At 45.2% G+C, this 22,325-nt stretch carries 20 protein-coding genes and 1 pseudogene; 8 read left to right on the top strand and 13 right to left on the bottom strand.

The annotated features are described in order from the left end of the window. Nucleotide 1: 1 nt before the first annotated feature. The 9 genes from NDI42_RS13420 to NDI42_RS13380 all read right to left on the bottom strand — a co-directional run bounded on the left by NDI42_RS13420 (nucleotide 2) and on the right by NDI42_RS13380 (nucleotide 8,290). Nucleotides 2-736 (bottom strand): sterol desaturase family protein, encoded by a 735-nt coding sequence (locus NDI42_RS13420; protein ID WP_190455512.1) that lies wholly within the window; start codon nucleotides 734-736, stop codon nucleotides 2-4. 72 nt (nucleotides 737-808) lie between these two features. Further along, on the bottom strand, nucleotides 809-1,831 hold the full coding sequence (locus NDI42_RS13415) for an aromatic ring-hydroxylating dioxygenase subunit alpha (RefSeq protein WP_190420730.1): 1,023 nt from the start codon (nucleotides 1,829-1,831) through the stop codon (nucleotides 809-811). 72 nt (nucleotides 1,832-1,903) lie between these two features. Continuing rightward, a complete protein-coding gene (locus tag NDI42_RS13410; RefSeq protein WP_190455509.1) occupies nucleotides 1,904-2,191 on the bottom strand; it encodes a 2Fe-2S iron-sulfur cluster-binding protein in 288 nt (95 codons plus the stop codon). Between the two features lie 143 nt (nucleotides 2,192-2,334). Beyond that, nucleotides 2,335-3,384: an aromatic ring-hydroxylating oxygenase subunit alpha gene (locus tag NDI42_RS13405; protein WP_242017646.1), complete on the bottom strand. Its 1,050-nt coding sequence runs from the start codon at nucleotides 3,382-3,384 to the stop codon at nucleotides 2,335-2,337. 54 nt (nucleotides 3,385-3,438) lie between these two features. Continuing rightward, nucleotides 3,439-4,614, bottom strand: coding sequence for a P-aminobenzoate N-oxygenase AurF (locus NDI42_RS13400; protein WP_190455507.1), 1,176 nt, complete (start codon nucleotides 4,612-4,614; stop codon nucleotides 3,439-3,441). A 153-nt stretch (nucleotides 4,615-4,767) separates the two neighbouring features. Further along, entirely contained in the window at nucleotides 4,768-5,736 is a 969-nt protein-coding gene (locus NDI42_RS13395; RefSeq protein WP_199311166.1) for a ferritin-like domain-containing protein, read from the bottom strand. Next, nucleotides 5,733-6,764, bottom strand: coding sequence for an aromatic ring-hydroxylating dioxygenase subunit alpha (locus NDI42_RS13390; RefSeq protein ID WP_199311165.1), 1,032 nt, complete (start codon nucleotides 6,762-6,764; stop codon nucleotides 5,733-5,735). Before NDI42_RS13390 ends, NDI42_RS13395 begins: the two co-directional genes overlap by 4 nt. Before the next feature lie 157 nt (nucleotides 6,765-6,921). Continuing rightward, a complete protein-coding gene (locus NDI42_RS13385) occupies nucleotides 6,922-7,692 on the bottom strand; it encodes an anti-sigma factor (RefSeq protein WP_190455505.1) in 771 nt (256 codons plus the stop codon). Nucleotides 7,693-7,699: 7 nt separating this feature from the next. Then, nucleotides 7,700-8,290: a sigma-70 family RNA polymerase sigma factor gene (locus NDI42_RS13380; RefSeq protein WP_190455503.1), complete on the bottom strand. Its 591-nt coding sequence runs from the start codon at nucleotides 8,288-8,290 to the stop codon at nucleotides 7,700-7,702. Nucleotides 8,291-8,689: 399 nt separating this feature from the next. Between NDI42_RS13380 and NDI42_RS13375 the strand changes: the two genes are divergently transcribed. The 3 genes from NDI42_RS13375 to NDI42_RS13365 all read left to right on the top strand — a co-directional run bounded on the left by NDI42_RS13375 (nucleotide 8,690) and on the right by NDI42_RS13365 (nucleotide 11,016). Continuing rightward, nucleotides 8,690-9,382, top strand: coding sequence for a pre-peptidase C-terminal domain-containing protein (locus tag NDI42_RS13375; protein WP_190455500.1), 693 nt, complete (start codon nucleotides 8,690-8,692; stop codon nucleotides 9,380-9,382). 107 nt (nucleotides 9,383-9,489) lie between these two features. Further along, the gene (locus tag NDI42_RS13370) at nucleotides 9,490-10,200 is read left to right on the top strand and encodes a ferritin-like domain-containing protein (protein WP_190443438.1); all 711 of its coding nucleotides are present in this window, start codon (nucleotides 9,490-9,492) and stop codon (nucleotides 10,198-10,200) included. Nucleotides 10,201-10,221: 21 nt separating this feature from the next. Next, entirely contained in the window at nucleotides 10,222-11,016 is a 795-nt protein-coding gene (locus tag NDI42_RS13365) for a ferritin-like domain-containing protein (protein WP_242017645.1), read from the top strand. 216 nt (nucleotides 11,017-11,232) lie between these two features. On the opposite strand, the pseudogene NDI42_RS13360 reads toward NDI42_RS13365, so the two are convergent. Next, nucleotides 11,233-12,544 (bottom strand): annotated as a pseudogene (locus tag NDI42_RS13360) (IS4 family transposase). A gap of 185 nt (nucleotides 12,545-12,729) precedes the next feature. Here NDI42_RS13360 and NDI42_RS13355 point away from each other — a divergent pair. Continuing rightward, nucleotides 12,730-13,203 (top strand): GNAT family N-acetyltransferase, encoded by a 474-nt coding sequence (locus tag NDI42_RS13355; protein ID WP_190455497.1) that lies wholly within the window; start codon nucleotides 12,730-12,732, stop codon nucleotides 13,201-13,203. A 203-nt stretch (nucleotides 13,204-13,406) separates the two neighbouring features. On the opposite strand, the gene NDI42_RS13350 is transcribed toward NDI42_RS13355, so the two are convergent. From NDI42_RS13350 to NDI42_RS13340, 3 genes are all read right to left on the bottom strand, one after another. Further along, a complete protein-coding gene (locus NDI42_RS13350; RefSeq protein ID WP_190455494.1) occupies nucleotides 13,407-14,537 on the bottom strand; it encodes a CO2 hydration protein in 1,131 nt (376 codons plus the stop codon). Nucleotides 14,538-14,653: 116 nt separating this feature from the next. Next, nucleotides 14,654-16,141: an NADH-quinone oxidoreductase subunit M gene (locus NDI42_RS13345; RefSeq protein WP_190455491.1), complete on the bottom strand. Its 1,488-nt coding sequence runs from the start codon at nucleotides 16,139-16,141 to the stop codon at nucleotides 14,654-14,656. Between the two features lie 91 nt (nucleotides 16,142-16,232). Beyond that, the gene (locus tag NDI42_RS13340) at nucleotides 16,233-18,092 is read right to left on the bottom strand and encodes an NAD(P)H-quinone oxidoreductase subunit F (RefSeq protein WP_190455488.1); all 1,860 of its coding nucleotides are present in this window, start codon (nucleotides 18,090-18,092) and stop codon (nucleotides 16,233-16,235) included. 751 nt (nucleotides 18,093-18,843) lie between these two features. Between NDI42_RS13340 and NDI42_RS13335 the strand changes: the two genes are divergently transcribed. The 4 genes from NDI42_RS13335 (at nucleotide 18,844) to ccmM (ending at nucleotide 22,087) form a co-directional block, all read left to right on the top strand. Then, entirely contained in the window at nucleotides 18,844-19,152 is a 309-nt protein-coding gene (locus tag NDI42_RS13335; RefSeq protein ID WP_190420710.1) for a carbon dioxide-concentrating mechanism protein CcmK, read from the top strand. Between the two features lie 93 nt (nucleotides 19,153-19,245). Then, a complete protein-coding gene (locus NDI42_RS13330; RefSeq protein WP_015202599.1) occupies nucleotides 19,246-19,587 on the top strand; it encodes a carbon dioxide-concentrating mechanism protein CcmK in 342 nt (113 codons plus the stop codon). Nucleotides 19,588-19,738: 151 nt separating this feature from the next. After that, the gene (gene ccmL, locus NDI42_RS13325; protein WP_190420709.1) at nucleotides 19,739-20,041 is read left to right on the top strand and encodes a beta-carboxysome shell vertex protein CcmL; all 303 of its coding nucleotides are present in this window, start codon (nucleotides 19,739-19,741) and stop codon (nucleotides 20,039-20,041) included. A gap of 36 nt (nucleotides 20,042-20,077) precedes the next feature. Further along, nucleotides 20,078-22,087 (top strand): beta-carboxysome scaffolding protein CcmM, encoded by a 2,010-nt coding sequence (gene ccmM, locus NDI42_RS13320; protein WP_190455486.1) that lies wholly within the window; start codon nucleotides 20,078-20,080, stop codon nucleotides 22,085-22,087. Nucleotides 22,088-22,325: the final 238 nt, after the last annotated feature.

Below are 22,325 nucleotides of genomic sequence, written 5' to 3'. Positions count from 1 at the left end.
TTTACTCTGGCTTTGAAAAGGGATAAAATAATTTTTGGTTTAGGCTTAAATTACTTTTAATTCCCAAAGATTTCGGTGCCTTATCATATTTATAATAAGTACCGTGCATCAGATCCCAAAGCTTTAAATTTGCTCCATAGTTTCCGCTAAAGTTTTCACTGGCATGATGCCAAGCATGATCCTGGGGTAAGATGAGGAAAATCGACAGCCAGCAATAAAGGGCGGAGTTTGGTTTGGGTGTCGTTGTGCTGTGTCGCCACAAGTCCAAAGCTGAACTGAGGCTAATACCTGCAATGTACCACGTGGGATCTTGTAGCAAATAAATAAACAAAGCGTGAACCCACAAGTAGATAATTAAAAAACTTGTCCACAGGGTATTTCTAGAGGTAGAAAGAACATTCATTTCGGTGCTGGTATGATGTACCAGATGCAGATTCCATAGCCATCGACTATGGAGCAGGCGATGGTTCCAGTAGTATAGGTAATCTACAACAACAAAGCTAAGGACAAATGCTGCCACTGGAGGCACAAATAAAGCGCGATCGCTCGGTAAAAGATAGTGGTAAAGTTGGTAAACTACTGTACCTTGCAAGATGGGTATGAGAATGCCCTGAAAAAACAAACCCACAACATCGAGAACCCAGTCTTCAAATTTCCTAGATCGGAGTGCTGTTAAACTGCGGTCATTACTAGCAGTCAGCGTCATCAAAATTACAAATGCAGCAAAAACTCCCATAAAAAAGTAATTGGTAATTGGTGAATTTTGGAATTTTAACTAACAACTTTGAATTCTTCGCCTCAACAATCTTTAAACCCAAAAATTTACTTTAACTGCCTTATCAGATAGCGTTCTAGGATCTTCGCCAGATGCAATCTTATTCCGGATAGATTCAACAAAAAGGTGGATGGTATCAGCGGGAGTATTCGCAAACTGAGTCCCATATTTTTCAATTACATCCTGTTGAATACCCAAAATTTCCACATCTTGACGGATAATGTATTGTGCAGTCCAACGCACAAAAGGACGAGCAATTTTGCTCCAGATTCCGTAGTTGAAAGTCACATCTGTATAAACGAGAGTCGAGTCTTCTGCTTCGGGTACAGACTGACTGGTAATAAAAAGCCTTCTTCTCGGCCCCATGTCGTACTCTACACTGGTGACATTCGGCATATGAAAGCTATCTGTGTGTCGAATTTCGTAACCGCCTCGGTTTAAAAAACGGCTATACCAGCCGAGGTTAGTAGTTTCATTCCGGTATTCGGCAAAAACCGATCCATTCCGTCTCTCTACCGTCATTTCCAACTTTGAACAGCGAGGCGTGCGAAATACCCCAGGATGAACAGAAACAGTGTGAGGAATATCAATAAAGTTCTCCGCACAGTTAGTAACATTGTTCCGGAAGCGGTTAATTACCCGAACCGTTTCCCATCCAGGCTTATCATAGTAAGGCATTGCAAAAGGCTCAAATTCCTCCTCTGGATTCTGCGCCAGCCTTACATACACGTATCCATCCTGCTCTTTTGTGTCATAATTCTGCGTGCGACGAGCATTAGTAGCCTTAAAATTTTCTCCCTCTGCGGGAACAGCTACCACCTTGCCAGTTTTGTCGTAAACCCAGCCGTGATAGGGACACTGAATTTTTCCCTGACAGATATTTCCCCGCGAGAGACGGCTGTTTCTGTGCATACAGCGATCGCGTAGTGCAACAGGTTTTCCCTCTTCATCTCGAAAAATTGCCAGCCATTCACCCAGAACTGTGCGTTCCAGCACAGTATTAGATGTCAGATGTTCGCTGAGTGCGACAACGTACCAAAAATGTTCAAATTTCACTGTTTTTCACAATAAATCAAAAATTAAAAAAGTGTCTTGTAAATTTTTAATTTTTAATTTTGGATTTTTAATTTACAAGAGTGCGATCGCAATATGGTTCGTCAAATTCAGTTGACAAGCTAACCTTGCTCGAATGTCACCCGAAGTCAAAATTTCCAAAACCTCCTTTTCTTCTTCACTTGGAGGAGGAATATCACCTTCTACAACTACAAGACAAGTCCCACAAACTCCGGTACGGCAGCCAAAAAGTACCGGGGAATTTTGCACCGTCAGATGTTCCGAAAGATTCTCATTTTTTTCCAGAGTTAGCGGTGCATAATTTGTCCCTGGAAAACTAACTACACAACATTGCTCACTCATTGCTTTTAGTTGATTGCTAATTCTAGGATTGGTTTCTTTACCTCAACTCAACCACCACAAATTTTTTATAATTTCTTTCCTCTACCTTCTCCGTGACTCTGTTCTTTAAATTAATTATTACAAAACTACTTTGCTTTACTTATTTACTGTGTGTCAGTTAATTTTCTTGACCATACCGAAGGTTCAAGCTGATTAACATATTGCATATACTTTACTAAAGGCGTATCAATAGCCAGCAACGCATTCGGATTAAACCGAATATTGTCATATATTTTTCCATCCTCACCACGCAAAGCGTAGTATCCCAACTTGGTGAAAAAAAGTAATAGCCACGTCATAAACGAACCGAAAAGCCCTTTTCTCTTCTCAGCTACATAAATAGGCTGAATACGAGTTCTGCCAGGTTCTATAGGCGTATAAGCGTAAATCATGTGCAGTGAAGGAAAAAGCTTCACATTTTTCATGGTTGTCAAAAGTCCTATACAGCCATCTGCATACCTCATGCAATATTCATACTGAGCGCCCAAAATTTTTCCTCCAATACGTTCTCGGCGCGTGGTTTTGGGCAACTCGCCTTTGAGTGTAAAATCAATCAACGTGCCAGATTTATTTTCATTTAAAGATAGCTCCATTTTGATGTCTACTTTGTGGACTGTTTGCAAATGTTGAGCATCAATTCCGTTCATCATGCAAATATGATGGTGACAACTGCGCTCAAAGGCTTTGTCATGTATGGTTACAATTGATTTGCCTTTGAGTTCGTCGAATTCTGCTACGCCTTCGGGAGCTTTGGCATCTGGATAAATCCAAATTAGATCGTATTTTTCTTCGGTGGCATAAGATTGAAGACGGGCTTTTTCAGGAATGGTTGCTTCACAAGGGATATCCTTGCAGTTACCTTCGCCATCAAATCCCCAATGATGGAAAAAGCAGCGAATAAAATTTCCATCTACTCGTCCAATTCCTAAGTCAGTTCCTATATGCGGACAATAGGCATCTAAGGCACGAACTTTTCCGTCTTGTCCTCGAAATATTACTATTCTTTGTCCGCAAAGTTCTAAGGATTTTGCTTTTAAGGGGGGAAGTTCTCTGCTAGGACACGCTATGTACCAGCCTTTGGCAATAATATCCCAGTTGTTAAAGATTTTCATCTTTAACAGTGGTTGGGTGTTTTGGTTTTGTAGCTGGTTCATAAGGAAAAAACTGCACAGGCAAGAGAGAACGCAGAGGAGAAACGAGAAACCGGCTTACCAGTTACCAATTGCCTTTTTTTGGGTGGCGAGGTATTTGGGGATGGAATTGGCAGACATGATAGACATTTCTTTGTTAGTTTTCCAAGTATAATTAATTTTTTCGAGGTATACTTTGTATGATTCTATGGCTTCTTTGTGGGTTTCGTAGCTGCGATTTAAGCCTTCGGATTCTTGGGTGAAGCATTTTTTGATCATTTCTTTAGCTTCGCGATCGCTCATCCCAAAAACACGCGATCGCATCACTTCGTAGATCGCTGGATATAAGGCAGGATCGTACCAAAATATACCATTGATCGCTGCTGAGAAGTGATAATGATCTTTCTGACAACCACGTAGCCCTAAATTCGCCACAAAACTTTCAAAAGCTGTCGGCGATTTCAGGCAATTTATTACATCATGGGAGAGGATGGTAGAACTGTTAAAATGAAAGCTCTCATCCATGAAGTGATAGTAGGAAATCTTTGCGGGAATAGGAGCTTTTTCTTGGTTGGGATGTTTTTGATAGTAATTGCTGAGTTTGTGCTGCACTAGCTTACCGTTCAGCGTCCGCACACCCCGCACCGTAAAGTATTGACAAGCCAGAAAGGTGTTTCCCGCACTAAGGAGTCCGAAGCACTGAAGTTGAAGTTTTTTCCACCACGCTTTTAAAGCGTTGGTATCAGCAAAAATCATCGTCTCATTAAAAGGCCCGCGCATCGGGTAGCTGAAGACTCGCTTTCCAAAAAGGGCAGCTTCTACCTGCGTAGAAATTGTTTTAAAGGCGTTTATGTGAGCGCGTTCTTGCCCAGATTCAAGGTCTAGAATATCGCAGACTAAACGAAAGTCTTCTTGAGCATACAATCCGGCGGCGCTAGTTTGATTAAAGTAGATTGTGGCAATTTCGGCAGAGATAATTTGCGAGTAATATGCAACCCAATAAAGTTGATTTAAAATTATCTTCTGACTTGCGCTAGATTGTTCCCATAAGGGAGTACCGTAAAGTAAGGAAAATTCCTTTGGATTCCAGTATTCATCTTGGCAATCTTCATATCGGAAAGACGCTGCTGCTTCGTCAAGTAACTGGGTATGATCTTGTTGCTTGCAGCGTGTATAATTAATCTGAAGCTTTCGGTAAACTTTTTCGTTTTCTAGAAGTGTATTGCTTTTGGGTTCTTGGATTGTTGAAGTCATACAAATAATTTTTTGCAAGTTAAAAACTAACCCTGTTAAGAGCAAGGGAAGGGGAACCGGACTTTTATTTCCTCTTTTTTCCTCTTCCTTCTTGCTCCCCTCCCCTCGTAGGGGAGGGGCTGGGGGAGAGGTTTCTTAGTGAAAGATATAAAGTTATACACACTTTTCTGGGGGAAAAGGTAAAAATGCTCCCCGTTCCTCTAGTTCTTGAACAATAATTCCGGCTTTTGGATCTCGCATCAGGGAACGCAGGAAATTGAGACGAGTACCGCTATGAGTTTCTGTTTCAATTTCCAAGAAAATCCTCACTTTCTGCTGGCGAGACAAATGACCTTTAACTTTTTCTACTGCGGAGACAACACTCTGAGGGCCTACCTGGATCATCTGCAAGAATAGTGCAAGGCTCTCAATTATTACCTCTCGACTCGTTTCTAAAACTTGCCTTTGATTAAACAAATTGACGGCGGTACTATGATGACGTGCTTCATCTTGCAGGAACTGATTTAAAATTTTACTCAAATGAGGATTTAAACAGTCCTTGGAAAGGTTTTTGTAATGGCTTAAACCCCACCCTTCAAGTACAACTTGAATCACAAATAAGAGAACTGTTTTATCCTCGGTTTCCACCAAGTCTCCCAGGAAGCGTAAGAAGGCGTTATCTGTTCCGACAGGTTCCTGAATTGGCAGGAAGCTGCTAATCTGGGAGAGGTGAGTTACTTCGTCAGCGCTGAAGAGTCCGTATAGCATACGTTCCTCAGTGGTTTCTGCAAGCAGCACCATTTTCGCCATGTAACCTACGCCAGCTTTCTCCACAAAGTAGGCTTCTTCTAACAGTCCGCAACTGCATAGTCGCAGAATTTCTGCTTGCTCCTCAACGCTAGAATCTTGGAAAATATTTACTTTCTGAAGACCGAAATAATGGGCATTCCAATATTGATAACTGTCGTATTCTGGGGATACTGAATGATTGGCCAAACGACTTTTCAAAGCACCTGATAATACGCGACGCAGCTTGTCGTCAGAGCAAACATGGGGTAAGTCAAACCCAGCAGTTGCGATTTTAAAGCGATTTTTGGGGAAATTGATACTTCCCAAAACATCGCGTGATTTTGGGTTATTCACTCTGCTTCCCACGTTCCCCAAGCGATCGCGTTCTGTTTCTCAACGTGCTGAATAAACTGAATAATCGACATATCCGCCTTAGTCGGAGTCTGGAAATCAAACTTAATCGTCTGAAAAACCTGAGTATCACCTTTAGCGAAATAGTTCCCTACCATCTTCGTCAACCACAGCACAACTCGATTGAAAACCCATCCTAATATACCCGGCCGCTTCTTAGTAATCAGGATAGTTTTACCTTCCGCTTTTCCTCCTTCAAGCAAGCGCAAAGCAAACATAATATGAAAGTGAAGAAAATCTGGGCCTACGGTGACTGTACCAGTGCTTCCATACCAGTAGCACATACTATAAGTTACTTCTTTTTTATAAAACGGGCGGATTAACTTTATAAAAAAAGAATCTTCGCCGCCGCGAGTAGTATTGCTGAAAGTTATCGCGTTTTCGTTAATATCGTTTTTCTCAAAAACGATTTTTAAGGGTAAATTATGAACTGTGTTGAAATGCTGCGCGTCGATAGCATTAATCATCACAACATTGGGGTGACAGTTCTTTACAAAACTCGATGCGATCGCGCTATCGCATTCATCATCTTCCAGTTCCGGAACAAAAGGCAAAGGGTGTTTAGGAGTGTCCCCAGTCCACACCCAAATCATGCCGTATTTTTCCCCTGTATGCCACGTCCGCACTCTTACGTCCAGCGGTTTTTCCATACATGGAATGTCTACGCACGTCCCCGCTTCGTCAAACTTCCAGTTATGAAATAAACAGCGGATGCTATTACCTTCAACCGTTCCTTCCGCCAAGTGTGCGCCCATGTGGGGACAGTACGCATTGAGTGCGATCGCTTTCCCATCTTTTCCCCGATAAATCGTTAGTTCCCTTCCCATGAGAGTTACAGGTTTTACCTCACCCACCCTAAGCTGATGAGAAGGTATCGCCCAATACCACCCCTCAATAAAGCACTCTGGATTATTGAAAGTCTTGGATTTGCAAAGCGAACTAGAAGCCTTGGAATTGAGATTTACCATCATTTATATACTTAGCCAAATTGAAACCCGCTTCTTGCGGGTTTCGCCTGTATAGCCGCGATTTCTAATCGCCCGGAAATATTATGTTGTCCACCCACTCTAACCAGCGATTTAGTGAAACAATCAAGGTGTGTGGCACAAAATGATCTGTCCTCCTATTTTACAAACTACTTTCTACCATTACGGCCGGCCCAACTGGTTGTGGAGGTAGTGTAGATGGTTCCAAGGTGACAGCTAAAGTTGATTTTGTAGAACTACAAGCAGCGGCAGGAATGGTAAATTCCGCTAAAACTGTTCCCTGCTGACTTGCATCAAAATTTGCACAAGCTATCTTTTTGTCATCAGCTATGGCCCAAAGTCGATATATTTGACCAGCAGGGGAAGCGGGGAGGTTTTGAAAGACAATAACCGCTTTTTGTTCGTTAGTATTAATCGCTATACTACCAGAGGCAGTATTTGCATTTTCTGTTCCTGTGAGAGTAAATAAGCGAGTATTGCGCTGTTGTAACACCTCGATTACGCGAGTATTGCGCTGTTGTAACACCTCAATTACATCTTTCTGAGCCTGCACAACTTTCAGTTGCTGCCGCAAATTGTAATTATCTAAACCTAAAGCAAGAGCTAAAAGTGCAGCCGCACCAGCAGCAATTTTGCTCCAAGGTAAAGAAAACCTTTTTGGTGTTGAGATAGGAGTTAGAGAACTATTGGCAGCTTCCAGAATGGCTGTACGCAAGTGAGGAGGAGGAGTTACTTCAGGTAAAGCATAGGGCAACACTTCCAGTGCTTCCTGCAAACTACTTACCTCTGTAGCCAATTGCGGATTTTCTGCCAGGAGTTGCCCAAATTCCAGGGCTTCTTCAGGGCTGAGGTCGCCGAGGACATAACCTGTCATTAATTCTTCTAAATGTTCAGGATTTAAAGGTTCGGTCATAATACAACTATTTAATAAATTCTCGTAGAGTTTGCCTCAGTTTTAGTAGACCCGTTCGTGCGCGAGTTTTGACCGTTCCCAAAGGAATATCTAGTTGAGTGGCAATTTCTGATTGGCTCAGGCCTTCGTAGTATGCCATTTCTAATATTTGACGCTGATTTTCTGAAAGTTCCGCCAAAGCAGCTCGAACTTGTTGCGATCGCTCTCCCAAAGACACTTGTTCAAAAGGATTGTCCGTTCTTGTTTCAGCAGTCATTGCGTGTTGCCAACGCTCCAGAAACTTCACAGAAGTGCCGCGAGAGCGAAGTTTATCAATAGCACGCGATCGCGTCATAACTGTGAGATAGCTGCTAAGAGAACCACGAGCGGGATTGTAACCATCGCTACGCCAGAGATTCAGAAAAATCTCTTGCGTTAGGTCTTCTGCCTCTTGAGGATTTCTCAAAATTTTCAGTGCTAACCCATATACAAGAGAGCCATAGCGGTCGTAGAGAATCCCCAGAGCAGAGGATTGACCAGCTTTGAGGGCTTGAAATAAGTCTCTATCCATCCTCGTCGATGGGGTTTTGGGAGTGCGATCGCTAGAGTCAGGAGGCATACGTTCTGAAAAGAATGTCTAAACCGATACCTCTTCAGAGTCAAAGTCAGCACTTGTTCTGCTGCATCCCTCACAAGAGAGAACTTTCCTTTTTCTTTTATACGACCGAAAGCGCTAATTGGATGTCTGCCAACACAGTCGTAAATTTATTTCAGATTTATTTCAGTAATTTTGCGGTCAGTCGCAATCCAAAATGCCACTGACTCCGTAATAACAAGTAGGTCGGTTGAGTAGATTCCACAGCATCGCGCATGGGTTACTCAGCCCAGTTCCCATAGGGTTCTGGATAGTGATGTTCAGTTTAGGGTAGATACCCCCTACAGCACTGTTAGGAGGGATCAATCCTTAACCGAACAGTATTGAGTCTAGTCCCATGTAGATCGAGATATAAAACTCCCAATGAAAAAACTGGCACAGATAACAGCAATATCGGTAATAGTTGCAGGGCTATCATCCCTTCCTGCACAGGCGGCCACGTTCACCGAAAGCGACGACGCAGGTGAGACTCTCAGTACAGCCCAGATCCTCTCAACAATGCCAATGCCCCTAGAGTCAATCTCTGGGATGCTTTCTGGAGATGCTGATCTATTCCAAATCTTCTTAACTAGCGGTCAGACATTCTCGGCGACAACAGTCGGCGGGGCTGATTTTGATACGCAGTTGTTCCTATTCGATAAAGATGGCTTCGGAGTCTATTCTAACGATGAATCAACCGGGAGTATGGGGCAATCCACGCTGCCAATGAACAATCCGTTCACCCCAACCAAATCCGGCATTTATTACTTGGGAATCTCTGGTTTTGACTACGATCCTGTCAGTAACAAGGGTGAAATTTTCCCTGATTTTCCTGATTTTCCTGATGTTGCCTTCGATGCAGTTGTTGGGGCGACTGGTTTTGGCGGTGATTCACCTTTGAAGGAGTTTGACGGTGCGATCTTGAGCAGTGGTGGTAGCTACACAATTGCCCTAACTGGAGTTCAAACGGCAGGAAATACGAGCATCCCTGAACCCTCCTCTGCGTTAGGGATATTGGCCCTGGGTGCTTTGGGTGCATCACGGCTAAAAAACCAGAAAAACAACTTACCTAGTTAACTCTCATCCCCTGCGATTACATTTCCCTTCACTCAACGCCTACGCAAAAACGCTGACCTCGGAATTATTTGCAGGCAATTGAGCGCACCTCTATTAGGAGCAATCTTATGACATTTTCCTCGCGGCGCAAACTGTTAAAAATGGGCCTTTGCGGTTTTGGCGCACTAGCTTTGACGACCATCCCAAAAGCATTAACTGCACAGCCTAGTCGCACCACAAAAGCCCTGACATTTAATGCTGACGACATTGGTATCCTCAACTTTGCTTTATTGCTAGAGGAACTGGAAGCAGCATTTTATCTATCCGTTGTCAAATCTGGCAAAATTACCAATCCCAGAGAACTCGATTACATGAGAGCCTTGGGTATTCACGAAGGCGAACACGTAAAATTTTTGCGTAGCGTACTCGGCTCGGATGCCACATTCAACACCAGAGACCTCAACTTCAACCAAGCTGGGTTGGCTGGCGTACTAGCCGACCGCACCACGATTTTGAATACAGCTTTGACATTAGAGGACGTGGGCGTACACGCCTACAATGGCGCGGGAACAAGCTTAAAAAATCCTACTTACTTGCTGGCGGCTGGTTCGATTGTGAGTGTTGAAGCTCGTCACGCGGCGGGGGTACGCGGGTTGGTGGGTCGGCCTGCTACAGAAAGCGATAGCGATCGCATAATCAAAGACCCTGACTTAGTACCTGAACTCAACCCCTTTAAGGGACGGGCATACGATGAGTTGTACACGCCCAAACAAATTGTGGCTATTGTCAGCTCTTTCCAGCTTCTAAACAACCCCATCAACGGGGCGCTCGTCGCTTGAGATGTATAGAGGTATTTGACAATGAAAATCTTTTCAAACCTAACAGCACAGCAGGCGACAGAAAATATGCACTCAAAGAGCTTTAACCTCCGACTCATCCGCCCCATCGCCACCGCTGTACAAGCTGTAGTGCTGGTTTCTTTAATATTTCTATCAGTGTTCATCGCTCCAGCTGCACCTGCCTATGCTCAAGGCGCAGTGCTGACACCCCGACAAGTGGTGGAATATGCCCTAACCCTAGAAAAGCTGGAAGCTGATTTTTACGTCAAAGCGATCGCTTCAACCCAGAACGGGGGTTTGGCGAACGCTCCCCAACCAGCCAAGAATGCGATCGCATCTTATGGACAAGATGAGGCTCAACACGTTGTTGACTTGTCCGCTGTATTGACAGCTTTGGGAGGCAACCCAGATGCGATTACTATTCCTGCCAACCCCAATTACAACGCCATCTTAGGCCGCAATCCATTTACTAATCTTGCAGATTTTTTACTCGCCGGACAATACGTTGAAGATTTGGGAGTAGCAGCTTATAAAGGCCAAGTACAGAACTTGCTGGCAGCTGGAGAAGCTGGCAAAACTGTGTTAGCCGGAGCCTTAGAAATTCATACTGTAGAGGCGCGGCACGCTGCGGGCTTCCGATACCTGCGGCAAACTCTGCTCAATGCCGACATCCGACCTTGGATTAGAAATCAAAATGAGGTGATTTACAACGAAAATCGGACTGGTTTCCCAATTCCGTTTAGTGGTGAAGCCTTTGATGGCTTCGCCACAAGTGATGAAGTATTGGCGCTGGTAGCTCCAATTCTGCGTCCATAAAAACCTAAGTTTAACGATCACCATCCCCAATATTGGGTTACTTTCTTCCCGCTCAAAAATTACTCTTTACGTAGGTTGAGAAGCCACCCCCGTGCGCGGGGGTGGCTTTTGAGCGCAAGCGAAACCCCAGCCTAAAACTCGATATTTAGCTGGAGTAGATTAAATAGGGCTTACGCACGTCAACAGGCTGTAGGGACACGGCAATGCCCATTAGTGTCAACTTAAGGTCAAAGCCCAGATGTCAAGCGATTGGGCATGAAGGCGTCGATGTCGCTGACGCTCGGCTTTGACCAGACCAAAGGAGCGATGATGTTGAACCAAAAATGGCACCAGTGCATCAGCACGTCCTTGTTGGCGAGCGCGGCTAAAGTGATACAAACTGCGAAAGACCATTTCCACAGAAATACGCTCTAAGGGTTTGTTTAATGCAACGGCGACTTCGGCACACAGGTCGGTCAACACCGCATAAAAAATCCAAGTAGCATAGAGCTGAATCTGCACCCCATTGCTGCCACCCACCCACAGATAGGCTAAACCGAGCAATCGTTTGGTGAGCAGAAACGCTTCTTCAATCCGCCAGCGTTGGCGATAGAGGTCACAGATCTGTTGAGGCGACAACTCGCTCGGGTCGAGGACATTGGTGAGATAGGTCTACCAAGTTTTGCCCCACAACACCGAGATGCGACGCACCGGATAACGGCAAGGATTAGAACGATACTGTCCGAGTTCAAGGATTTCATCGCGATGACGCTGCCCTTGGCTGAGAACCCGGATCGCCTTAAAAGCCGTTTTCTGTCGCCAACGGGTGATAAAGTATTTTTCTGCTGCTGTGAACTCATCGAACCAGACAAAGTTGAAGAACCCTAAGTCGAAAATCAGTAAACCGCCTTTGGGTAACCGCTCAATGAGCGCATCGCACCAATTTTGGTCGTGCGCGTGAGCATCGGCACTGTACCATGCCGCCACAGGGCGATGGGAAAAGGCTTCAACGATCATCATCATCTTGCCGCCTAATCCCGACGCTGGCGCTGGGAGCGAGTCGAGTCTTTTGGCAACCGCTTCCAAGGTCGAGCCATCAGCTAACCACACTGCCCCAAACCGTTGCTGCACAGGCTGCCACGCCCGCGGTACCGTCACCGCTTGCCGAAAGTTGCTGCATTGGCGCTATCACCTGCTCGAACAGTTGGGCAAATAATGCCCCAGGCAGGGTTCGCAATCGATTCGACAGGGCTTGTTTGCTGACCGACTGCGCTTCGGCCCACATAAGTCCCTCCTGTTCGAGGACTCGTAATACCTCGCTCAGCCCGCTCATTTGCCGATACACCAGACTCAACACAATGGCGACCATCACTGGTAAAGTCAGCACCCGGTCGCGCAATTTCCGGGTCTTGTCCTTGACTGTTTTGAGATTGGCGTATGTGCCAGGAGTCAGCCAGTCGCGCAGTCGCGCTTCGAGTTCCTCATTGCTGGGGGCAGGCACATTCACTGCCCGTCTTAAATCCGGATTGCCATTGCGAGGGTTGCCCATCAGCCCCAAATCAATGCTGCGATCCTCAGCTTATCCCCAGCTTGAACAACCCCTTGACAAACGCTGCTTTTTCTTAAGTTGACACCAATGGGCATTGCCATGCCCCTACGGCAGAATCAGGCATTCACTAATTAACTGCGTAAGTCCGGTTAAAGTTTAGTCTGTAAGCAGCCAACGAGAAACAGATGATAGAAATCAAACCGATACAATCACACCAAGTTGAAGAAGTTAAGCGTGTAATTGTTGCGGTTGCCTGTGAAATCTGGCAGCTTCCTGAAGAAGCGATCGCGCGTTACGATGCCATGTCTGACATAGATGATATGCGATCGCACTACTTCGACAATAACGGCACGTTTTTAGTGCTTATCGATGATGGCAGGGTTGTGGGAAGCGGAGCTATCCGGCGTTTGAATGACGACATCTGCGAACTGAAGAGGATGTGGTTTCTCAAAGATTACCGAGGACGAGGGCTGGGGATGAAAATGGCCCAGATGCTCTTAGATTTTGCTCGGAAAACAGGTTACAAGAGAGTCAGACTTGATACCACTGATAAAGAAAAACAAGCACAAGCCCTGAAGCTCTACAAGCGGCTCGGCTTTTATTTTATCGAGCGATACAACGATGGTTTCTGCACTGTATTCATGGAAAAAATGCTCTAAAGGCTAATAAGCCATTAAAAATTTAAAATTATCCTTCCAGTCAGAGACTCGGAACAATTAAACGAAGGTGCCTCCTCCAATAGCCAAGAAATCCCAGGCATATTTTGAAGCAGAGCCTCATCAATAGCATTCCCAGTCTCTGACTGGGAACGAGGAAAGAAACCGGGTTTTTTAGCCCCAATTTTGAATACTATACCGATGCCCTAGTTATTAACATCAGTCAAGCGAGAGTTGAGGAATCGATCCATCCAATTTGCAAAATAAGCCCGATTTGCTTGCTGCTGATCTTTATCAGTGGAATCGATAGGGTAGGGTGCCAATCCAAACATGGTAGCGGTTGTTACGCAGAACATTGACTTTTGAAAACTGATGCAAATTTGTACCCGCAAATCATCTTCTCCTCGACGGCTGCGGCGGTAGATATCATGCATATAGTCTGGCAAGAAGTGCCGCATATCTTGCATCAGCAAAGTTGGTGGAATTCCAGCACCGCCAATCGGTAACGGATCGGCATACAAAGCGCCATAATCAAATCTACTTTGGTCTGGGGAAATTTGCTGTGCCTGAGCATTAAAAGAAACTGTACCTTGAAAAGGCGTTCCCCGGAAGAAAATCGCTTCTACGTAGGGTATTGCTGTATCTGCTAGAAAAGTTAAACCGACTTCTTTGGGAATTATTTCATACACCTGTCCTTTAATTGGCACGGCATATGTAATCGGCAAGTTAGCAGCTGCAACTAATCCGGCGCGGATATGTTCTACCACGTCGGGAATTGATTTAATTTCTCCGCTATCGTATCTGTCAGATAACTCGATAAACATATCGCTCATCACCCGCCAGAATTGCCCCAGCCCACTGTAATAAGTCAAGGTTCGCACCTGTTCTGGCAAGAATTCTGGAAATAGGCTATTGAGTCCTTGGATAAGGAAGTTGTGTTTAATTGCTGCTTGGATTGCGGGCTCTATTCGGGCTTTAAATTCTGGAGAATCCAGGTAAGTATCTAAACCGCCGCCACCGTGCCACAGCATTCCCCTCATGCAGTATTCAGCGTACTCATAATTAATCCGGTCGTGCCACCAGTGGCGCAGCAATTTTTTTAGAGAAATGTCGCCATTGAAGTATTTAAAAAAGGGAAAAAGCACTAAAAATTGATGTTCAGCGATGTAGATGAGATTTTTAGAATAAGCATCTAAAACTATTCCATAACTTTTGAGAATCCCTACAACTTCCATCACATTTTCTGGTGTGTCGGGTAGTAAGGCACCCCCATTCATTAGTCGGTTAATGTACTCTGCCAGAGGGTGATTTGAAGATTTTAATGTGGTGCCGATCATTGCTGGTACTCCTTAGTCATTAGCCATTAGTCATTAGTCATTAGCTATCTTGTGTATGGCTAAGTGATATTTTGTTTATTACGGTTAACAATTAGCCATTAAAAGATAGCAAGCGACTAATGACTATTAACAGAAGAAATTTGCGCGATCGCTGGTCGTGTAATCATTGCTGTTGTCGTGGTTTCACTCCAACGCGCTACCCAGTTGGGAGAGATTCCCAGAATGACGATCAGGATAGCTAAAAATATAGACGGATAGCGATCGCTCCACTCTACTGGTGGCAAATTCATCACTCGTTCGGAAAGGCGTCCAAAGAAGGTGCGGTTAACCAGCAGCAAGAAGTACACTGCTGTTAAACCTGTACCCACCATGCACAACAGGGTTTGAACGGGAAATACTGGAAAACTGCCCCGAAATACCAAAAATTCGGAAATAAAGCCCACCATACCGGGAATACCAGAGCTAGCCATCACCCCCAATACCATTAGACTACCAATTAGGGGCAAGCCGCGTTCTGGGTTGAGTAAACCTTTGAGGACATCTAAATCGCGGCTGCCAGTTTTTTTGTAAACGACACCGACAAGGAGAAACAGCAGTGCGGAAATTAAGCCGTGGCTGATCATTTGGAAGACAGCTGCCAAAATGCTTACGGGAGTTGCTGCTGCTGCTGCTAAAAGAATGTAGCCCATATGAGCGATTGAGCTATAGGCGACCATTTTTTTCATATCTGTTTGCGCGATCGCTGTGAAGGCACCATACAGTACGCTCACCGCCGCCCAAGTAGCCAGCCAGGGAGCCAGATACGCCCAAGCCTGGGGGAACAACCCTAAGCCAAAACGTAGCAACCCGTATGTTCCCAACTTCAACAGCACTCCCGCTAACAGCACTGAAACTGGGGTTGATGCTTCTACGTGGGCATCTGGCAACCACGTATGGAATGGCACTAAAGGTATCTTAATACCAAAGCCTATCAAAATTCCAGACAGCAGTAGTAGTTGTGTGCCTAAAGGTAAGGACAAGGCATACAATTTTTCAAACTCAAATGTAGTTCCCCCGCTGAGCAAAACCAGCCCAAAGAAAGATGCGAGGAGCAAAATTCCCGAAACTGCGGTATAAATCAGAAATTTTGTTGCTGCGTAGCTGCGCTTTTCTCCTCCCCAAATAGCAATCAACAGATACAGCGGAATCAGTTCCACCTCATAAAACAGGAAAAACAGCAGCAAATCCTGCGCCAAAAATGCCCCTGAAACTCCGGCATTTAAAAGCAAAATCAAAGAGTAATAAAACCGTGGTCTGTTGATAGAATCATCAGTGCTGTAGAGGGCAATTAGTGTTAAAAGACTATTTAAAACCAGTAAAGGCAAAGACAAACCATCCACACCAAGATGATAGGTCAAACCTAATGTATCAATCCAAAGAATGAACTCAGAAAACTGTAGGAGTCCATCCTCTGGTTGAAACTGACTCACCAGTAGAATAGACCAAATTAAAACGCCACCCATAACCACCAACGACACTCGACGGGCAACTTGGGCGGTGAGCTGGGGCCAAAACCCAACTATGAGAGCGCCTAATACAGGCAACCAAATTAAAGCACTAAGCATGATAGGGATTAGGGACTAGGGACTGGGGACTGGGGAGAAAGTTAAGAGTTAGAAGTTCTTAATTCCTAATTTCTAACTCTTGTATGGCAAATTAAAAAATTTCAGCGCTTAACAAAGTTAAAATTGGCCAGAGCATCAGAATTGTTAAACCGCTTAAACCCAGGAGGATAGTTAGTAAATAAAACTGGGACTGACCGGAAACGTTGTATTTCAAGCTTTGCCCGCTGAAAATGGTAGCAACACCAACCAGGTTAACCAGTCCATCTACCACGTAGCGATCAATCCAAGCATTTAACCGGGAAAGCCGATCGACAGCAAAAACTACACTCAGGCGGTAAAGTCGGTCGATGTAAAAGTCGTAGGCGAACAAGTCTTGGAGAAATCGGAAGGGAACCCGAATCGATCTAGACCAATTTCTCGGCAGATAAATAACTGCTCCGAAGCTACAGCCGATTAAGCCAGATATCATCACTAGCAATAGGGCTGGTTTGTTCAGGTACTCCCAATCAGGCAACAGTGACAAGCTTTGCATCATCAATGGTACTAGGAGAGTTAACACTATCAAACTCACCATTGGCACAGCCATAGTCCAAGGCACTTCTGGCGCTCTTTTCGCCTTCGGTTGGGGTTCACCCAAGAAAATCAGACGAAACACGCGGGTTAAATTTAATGCTGTCAAGCCATTAACTATCAGCAATACTGTCACCAGCCAGGGTTGGTGTGTCCAAAAGTCATCCATTCCCAGGCGCAATGCCCAAAATCCGCCCAGTGGGAGTAGTCCAATTAATCCAGCGCTACCGACGACAAAGGCGGTGGTGGTAGCTGGCATCCGCGACCAAAGACCGCCCATTTCTGTGAGGTTTTGGCTGTTAGTTGTCAAGATCACACAGCCAATGCTCATGAATAAGAGAGCTTTGGCGATCGCGTGAGCAAATAACAACATCAAAGCGAAACCCGTCCATTGCGTTCCGACGGCGATAAATACTAAACCCAAGTAAGCGCTGGTGGAATGGGACAAGGCGCGTTTAATGTCAATTTGAGCGATCGCTACCAAACAAGCACCTATCGCTGTTACCGTCCCAATTACTACCAATGCGCTTGAAGCCACAGGCGAAAGAATTAACACAGGCTGGAGTTTAATCAGCACATATGCGCCGCAAGCTACCACCACCGAGTTCCGCAAGATGGAAGCTGGATTAGGCCCTTCCATCGCTTCATCCAGCCAAAGGTGCAGCGGAAATTGGGCGCATTTTCCGGTAGGGCCAGCAATCAAAGCCAAACCTAACAAAGTTGCCGTCAGTGGTGACAAGGTGGCAGTTTCTGCCCACTCATACAAATCGGGAAAATCCAAGGTTCCCGATAAAGTCGCTAGCGCCACCACTCCCATCAGCAGCAAGATGTCTCCCACCCGCTTAGTTAAAAAAGCATCTCTTGCTGCCGTTATTACCAAGGGCTGTGCATACCAGAACCCCACAAGTAAATATGTCGAAAGGGTGAGGACTTCCAAAAGGCAATAGCTAAGCAATAATGAATCGCTAATCGCCAAGCCAGTCATCGCTCCTTCAAAAAATCCCATCAGGGCAAAGAAGCGAGCCAATCCCCAATCTTTCTCCATATATCCCAAAGCGAACAGTTGCGCTAAAAGACTTAAACCAGTTATCAATTCCATTGCCCCAACACTCACTGCTGAGATATCTACGGAAAATGTCAGGTCTAAATCTACAACTTGCAGCCAGTGGAAAACTAACTTTATCGGCTCTTGGTTCCAGGTGGATCTAAAGACAACTGTGCCATGAAGAAACGCCAAGACAGTCATTAACACATTAAAGTAAGCCGCTGGTCTGGGGCCTGTGCGCCGGATGATGCCTGTAGACCAGGGTAAGGTCAAAACGGCACCCATTAAGCTATAAAAAGGCACCCACCAACTTGTCTGGGTGAGAAACTCTGTCATAGAAAAAAGCCTTTGCTATTTCAACATCAATTTACTTAAAATTGTTCATTGTTTATTGTGCAGCACAAACATTATCATGCACCATTAACTATGAACCTTTAGCGAGGTTTTAGAATTTTGCACCTCTCAAAATTAATCTTTGCTAGATTATTTTTTTATCGCTGTTGCCTTTAATTGGTTGTACGTTAACACTAAACAACTCCAAATCTCCTAAAAATATCTCCTTAGAGATTGTAAAAGTCTCAGCATCCGTGGCTATCAAACCTAAGTTTATAAGCTCTATTTAAAAAACTTATAGCTTGAATTTGGCAGGTTATCAGCTTCTAGGTTTGGCAGGCGGATCGTGCGATCGCTCTCGCGGCGTGGCTGCGCTGGGCGGCTCACAACGAGCGCTCCCTGTCAAGCTTTTAAATTTGGTCGCTCTTACCCAATCGGGGCGGGTTATAGGTGGTATTATTGTAGTCTATGTAAAAGTTATGAAGAAATTATAAAACATAACTAAGCATTCCAGAAACTGATGAACTTCTACTAAGCAGATCCCTTATTTAGTCTATTGTTAAGTTTTTTTAAACCTTTTAATCTGAAAATATCATACTAATTTATATTGTCAAGGGAGCCTCACTTCCCTATGCTTATGGATGCAAGGGTAAAAAATAGTTCTTGAAGTGAAAAAATGGGCATCTCCGTCCAAATTTTCTTGGCAAGGCAAATTTGGGCCAGGTAATTCAACTGATTTTGTAGGAGGGAAGTAATGCCAATTGCGGTTGGAATGATTGAGACCAAAGGTTTTCCGGCAGTTGTGGAAGCCGCCGACGCAATGGTGAAAGCCGCTCGCGTGACACTGGTGGGATATGAAAAAATCGGCAGCGCTAGGGTGACAGTCATTGTCCGAGGCGATGTTTCCGAGGTGCAGGCTTCTGTATCAGCTGGAGTTGACGCAGCAAAACGGGTGAATGGCGGTGAAGTTTTGTCCACCCACATCATTGCTCGTCCTCACGAGAACCTGGAGTATGTGCTGCCCATTCGTTACACCGAAGCAGTCGAACAGTTCCGTCTTTAAAAGTTTAAAGGCGATTGTTGGGCAGTCAGATGCCGATAAATCGGTTTTTCAAGTCCAAAAAGTTTGTTTATTTATCAAGGGAAGGAAGAATCAATGGCAATTGCAGTAGGAATGATTGAAACGCTAGGGTTTCCCGCAGTTGTGGAAGCCGCTGATGCAATGGTGAAAGCTGCTCGTGTGACGCTAGTAGGCTATGAAAAAATCGGCAGTGGTCGCGTCACCGTAATTGTTCGTGGAGACGTTTCTGAGGTGCAAGCCTCTGTATCGGCGGGAGTTGAGTCTGTAAAGCGGGTGAACGGCGGTCAAGTTTTGTCCACTCACATCATTGCTCGTCCTCACGAAAACCTGGAGTACGTGCTGCCCATTCGTTACACCGAAGCTGTGGAACAGTTCCGCGAAAGTGTCAGCGGCATTCGCCCTTACAATAGACCGTAAGATTAGGTCAGTTGTCCTTTAAGAGTTGGAAAGTTGGAAAGTTGGAACGGTGACTAGAGGTAAGTTTCTATAACTTTCCAACCTTCAAACGTTAAAACGCTAATGGACAACGGACAACAAATAATGGATAGTCAACACACAATCACCGAAGATGCAAATTGCTAAGGTTCGCGGCACGGTCGTCAGCACTCACAAAGAGCCTACACTCAGAGGTGTCAAGTTACTTCTGGTGCAGTTCATTGATGAAGAGGGACAGCTACTGCCGAAATACGAGGTAGCAGGCGATCAAGTAGGTGCGGGTCTGGATGAGTGGGTTCTGATTAGTCGTGGTAGTGCGGCTCGGCAGATGGAAGGAAGTGAAAAGCGTCCTATCGATGCGATGGTAGTGGCGATTATTGACACTGTGAATGTGGAAAATCGCCTCCTATACAGCAAGAAGGAACAGTATCGTTAGTCGGTCTACTTTGTTGAGTTAGTGAGGGATCTAGTTATGCCGGTTGTCCGCAGGTATGCGGCTCCCCCGACCCCGTGGTCAAAAAGTTTGGCGGAACCAAAGATTGATGCAACCGCTTATGTACATTCTTTTTCCAACATCATCGGAGATGTGCGGATTGAGGCGAATGTGTTGATTGCTCCGGGGACTTCGATCCGGGCTGATGAAGGCTCACCGTTTCATATTGGCGAAAGCACGAACATCCAAGATGGTGTAGTGATTCATGGTTTGGAACAAGGCCGGGTCGTTGGGGATGACCAGGAGGAATACTCGGTGTGGGTTGGGAAGAATGCTTCTTTGACCCACATGGCTTTAATTCATGGACCAGCCTATGTGGGAGATGATTGCTTTATTGGCTTTCGCTCGACAGTATTTAATGCCAGGGTGGGCCACGGTTGCATTGTGATGATGCACTCCCTGATTCAAGATGTGGAAATTCCTCCAGGGAAGTATGTAGCTTCTGGGTCGGTGATTACTTCTCAGCAGCAAGCAGACCGTTTGCCGGATGTGCAAGAGGGCGATACGGAGTTTAGCCGCCATGTTGTAGGAATTAATGAGGCTCTGCGGGCTGGGTACTTGTGTGCTGCGGATGCAAACTGCGTTACATCTGTCCGAGATGAGATGATTACATCTAATGGCGATCGCCGTCCCACTACTCAAGTATCAAGTCAGGTATCAAGTATGAATTCAGTAAGCATAGATATTTCCGAGCAAGTTAGAAATTTGTTAGCCCAAGGTTTAAAAATTGGGACGGAACACGCCGATGAGCGCCGCTTCCGCACCAGTTCCTGGCAAAGTGGTTCGACAATTGAAACAAATAACGCGGCGCAAGCGATCGCAGCCCTACAAGCAGCGCTCGAAGAATATAGTGGCGAATATGTCCGGTTAATAGGTATCGACCCGAAAGCTAAGCGTCGGGTACTAGAGCAAATTATCCAACGTCCCGACGGCAAGGTACAAGTCGCAGCTAAGACAACACCGGCGAAAACTCAGTATAGCAATGGTAGTAAAGCCACTGCACAAACTGCGAGTGCTTCCAATAACTCAGACCTAAGTGAACAAGTTAGAAACTTGTTAGCCCAAGGCTTAAAAATTGGCATAGAACACGCAGATGAGCGTCGCTTCCGCACCAGTTCCTGGCAAAGTGGTTCGACAATTGATGCCAAAAATCAAAGCCAAGCGATCGCAGCCCTAGAAGCAGCGCTCGAAGAATATAGTGGCGAATATGTCCGGTTAATAGGCATCGACCCGAAAGCTAAGCGTCGGGTACTAGAGCAAATTATCCAACGTCCCGACGGCAAGGTACAAGTCGCAGCTAAGACAACACCGGCGAAAACTCAGTATAGCAATGGTAGTAAAGCCACTGCACAAACTGCGAGTGCTTCCAATAACTCAGACCTAAGTGAACAAGTTAGAAACTTGTTAGCCCAAGGCTTAAAAATTGGCATAGAACACGCAGATGAGCGTCGCTTCCGCACCAGTTCCTGGCAAAGTGGTTCGACAATTGATGCCAAAAATCAAAGCCAAGCGGTCGCAGCCCTAGAAGCAGCACTCGAAGAATATAGTGGCGAATATGTCCGGTTAATAGGCATCGACCCGAAAGCTAAGCGTCGGGTATTAGAGCAAATTATCCAACGTCCTGAAGGCAAGGTACAAGTCGCAGCTAAGAGCGCCCCGGCTGCTGCTAAGAGTAGCTCATACAGCACTCCGCAAGTGGTTAACAGCTCTCTATTAAGCAGCGAAGTGGTGGATCAAGTGCGAAATCTGTTAGCTCAAGGCTACAAGATTGGTACAGAACACGCCGATGAGCGTCGCTTCCGCACCAGTTCCTGGCATACTTGTTCTCCGATTGAATCAACCAGACAAGCAGAAGTAATTGATGCGCTGGAAGCTTGTATGAACAGCCACAGCGACGAGTATGTGCGCTTATTTGGTATTGACACTAAAGCCAAGCGCCGCGTCCAAGAGACGCTGATTCAACAGCCGAATGGTAAGGCTGGACGTTAGGAGAGATAAGAGTAAGGAGTTAGGAATGATTAACTCTTAACTCACTCACAGGAGTTATGAGTTAAGAGTTATTAACTTGTTACTCATAACTTACAGAAGTTGGAAGTTAACAGCACTCAACTAATAACTCATAACTTTTAGTAAAAAGTTAAAAGTTATGAGTTAGCAATGCTTAACTACTAACTTGCTCACAGAAGTTAGTAGTTAAGAGTTAGTAACTGCTGAGTGATAACCTATT

The organism is Funiculus sociatus GB2-C1 (genome assembly GCF_039962115.1).
Classification (GTDB): domain Bacteria; phylum Cyanobacteriota; class Cyanobacteriia; order Cyanobacteriales; family FACHB-T130; genus Funiculus; species Funiculus sociatus.
The sequence above is the reverse complement of the archived record's forward strand: the minus strand, read 5'-3'. Positions and strand labels throughout refer to the sequence as shown.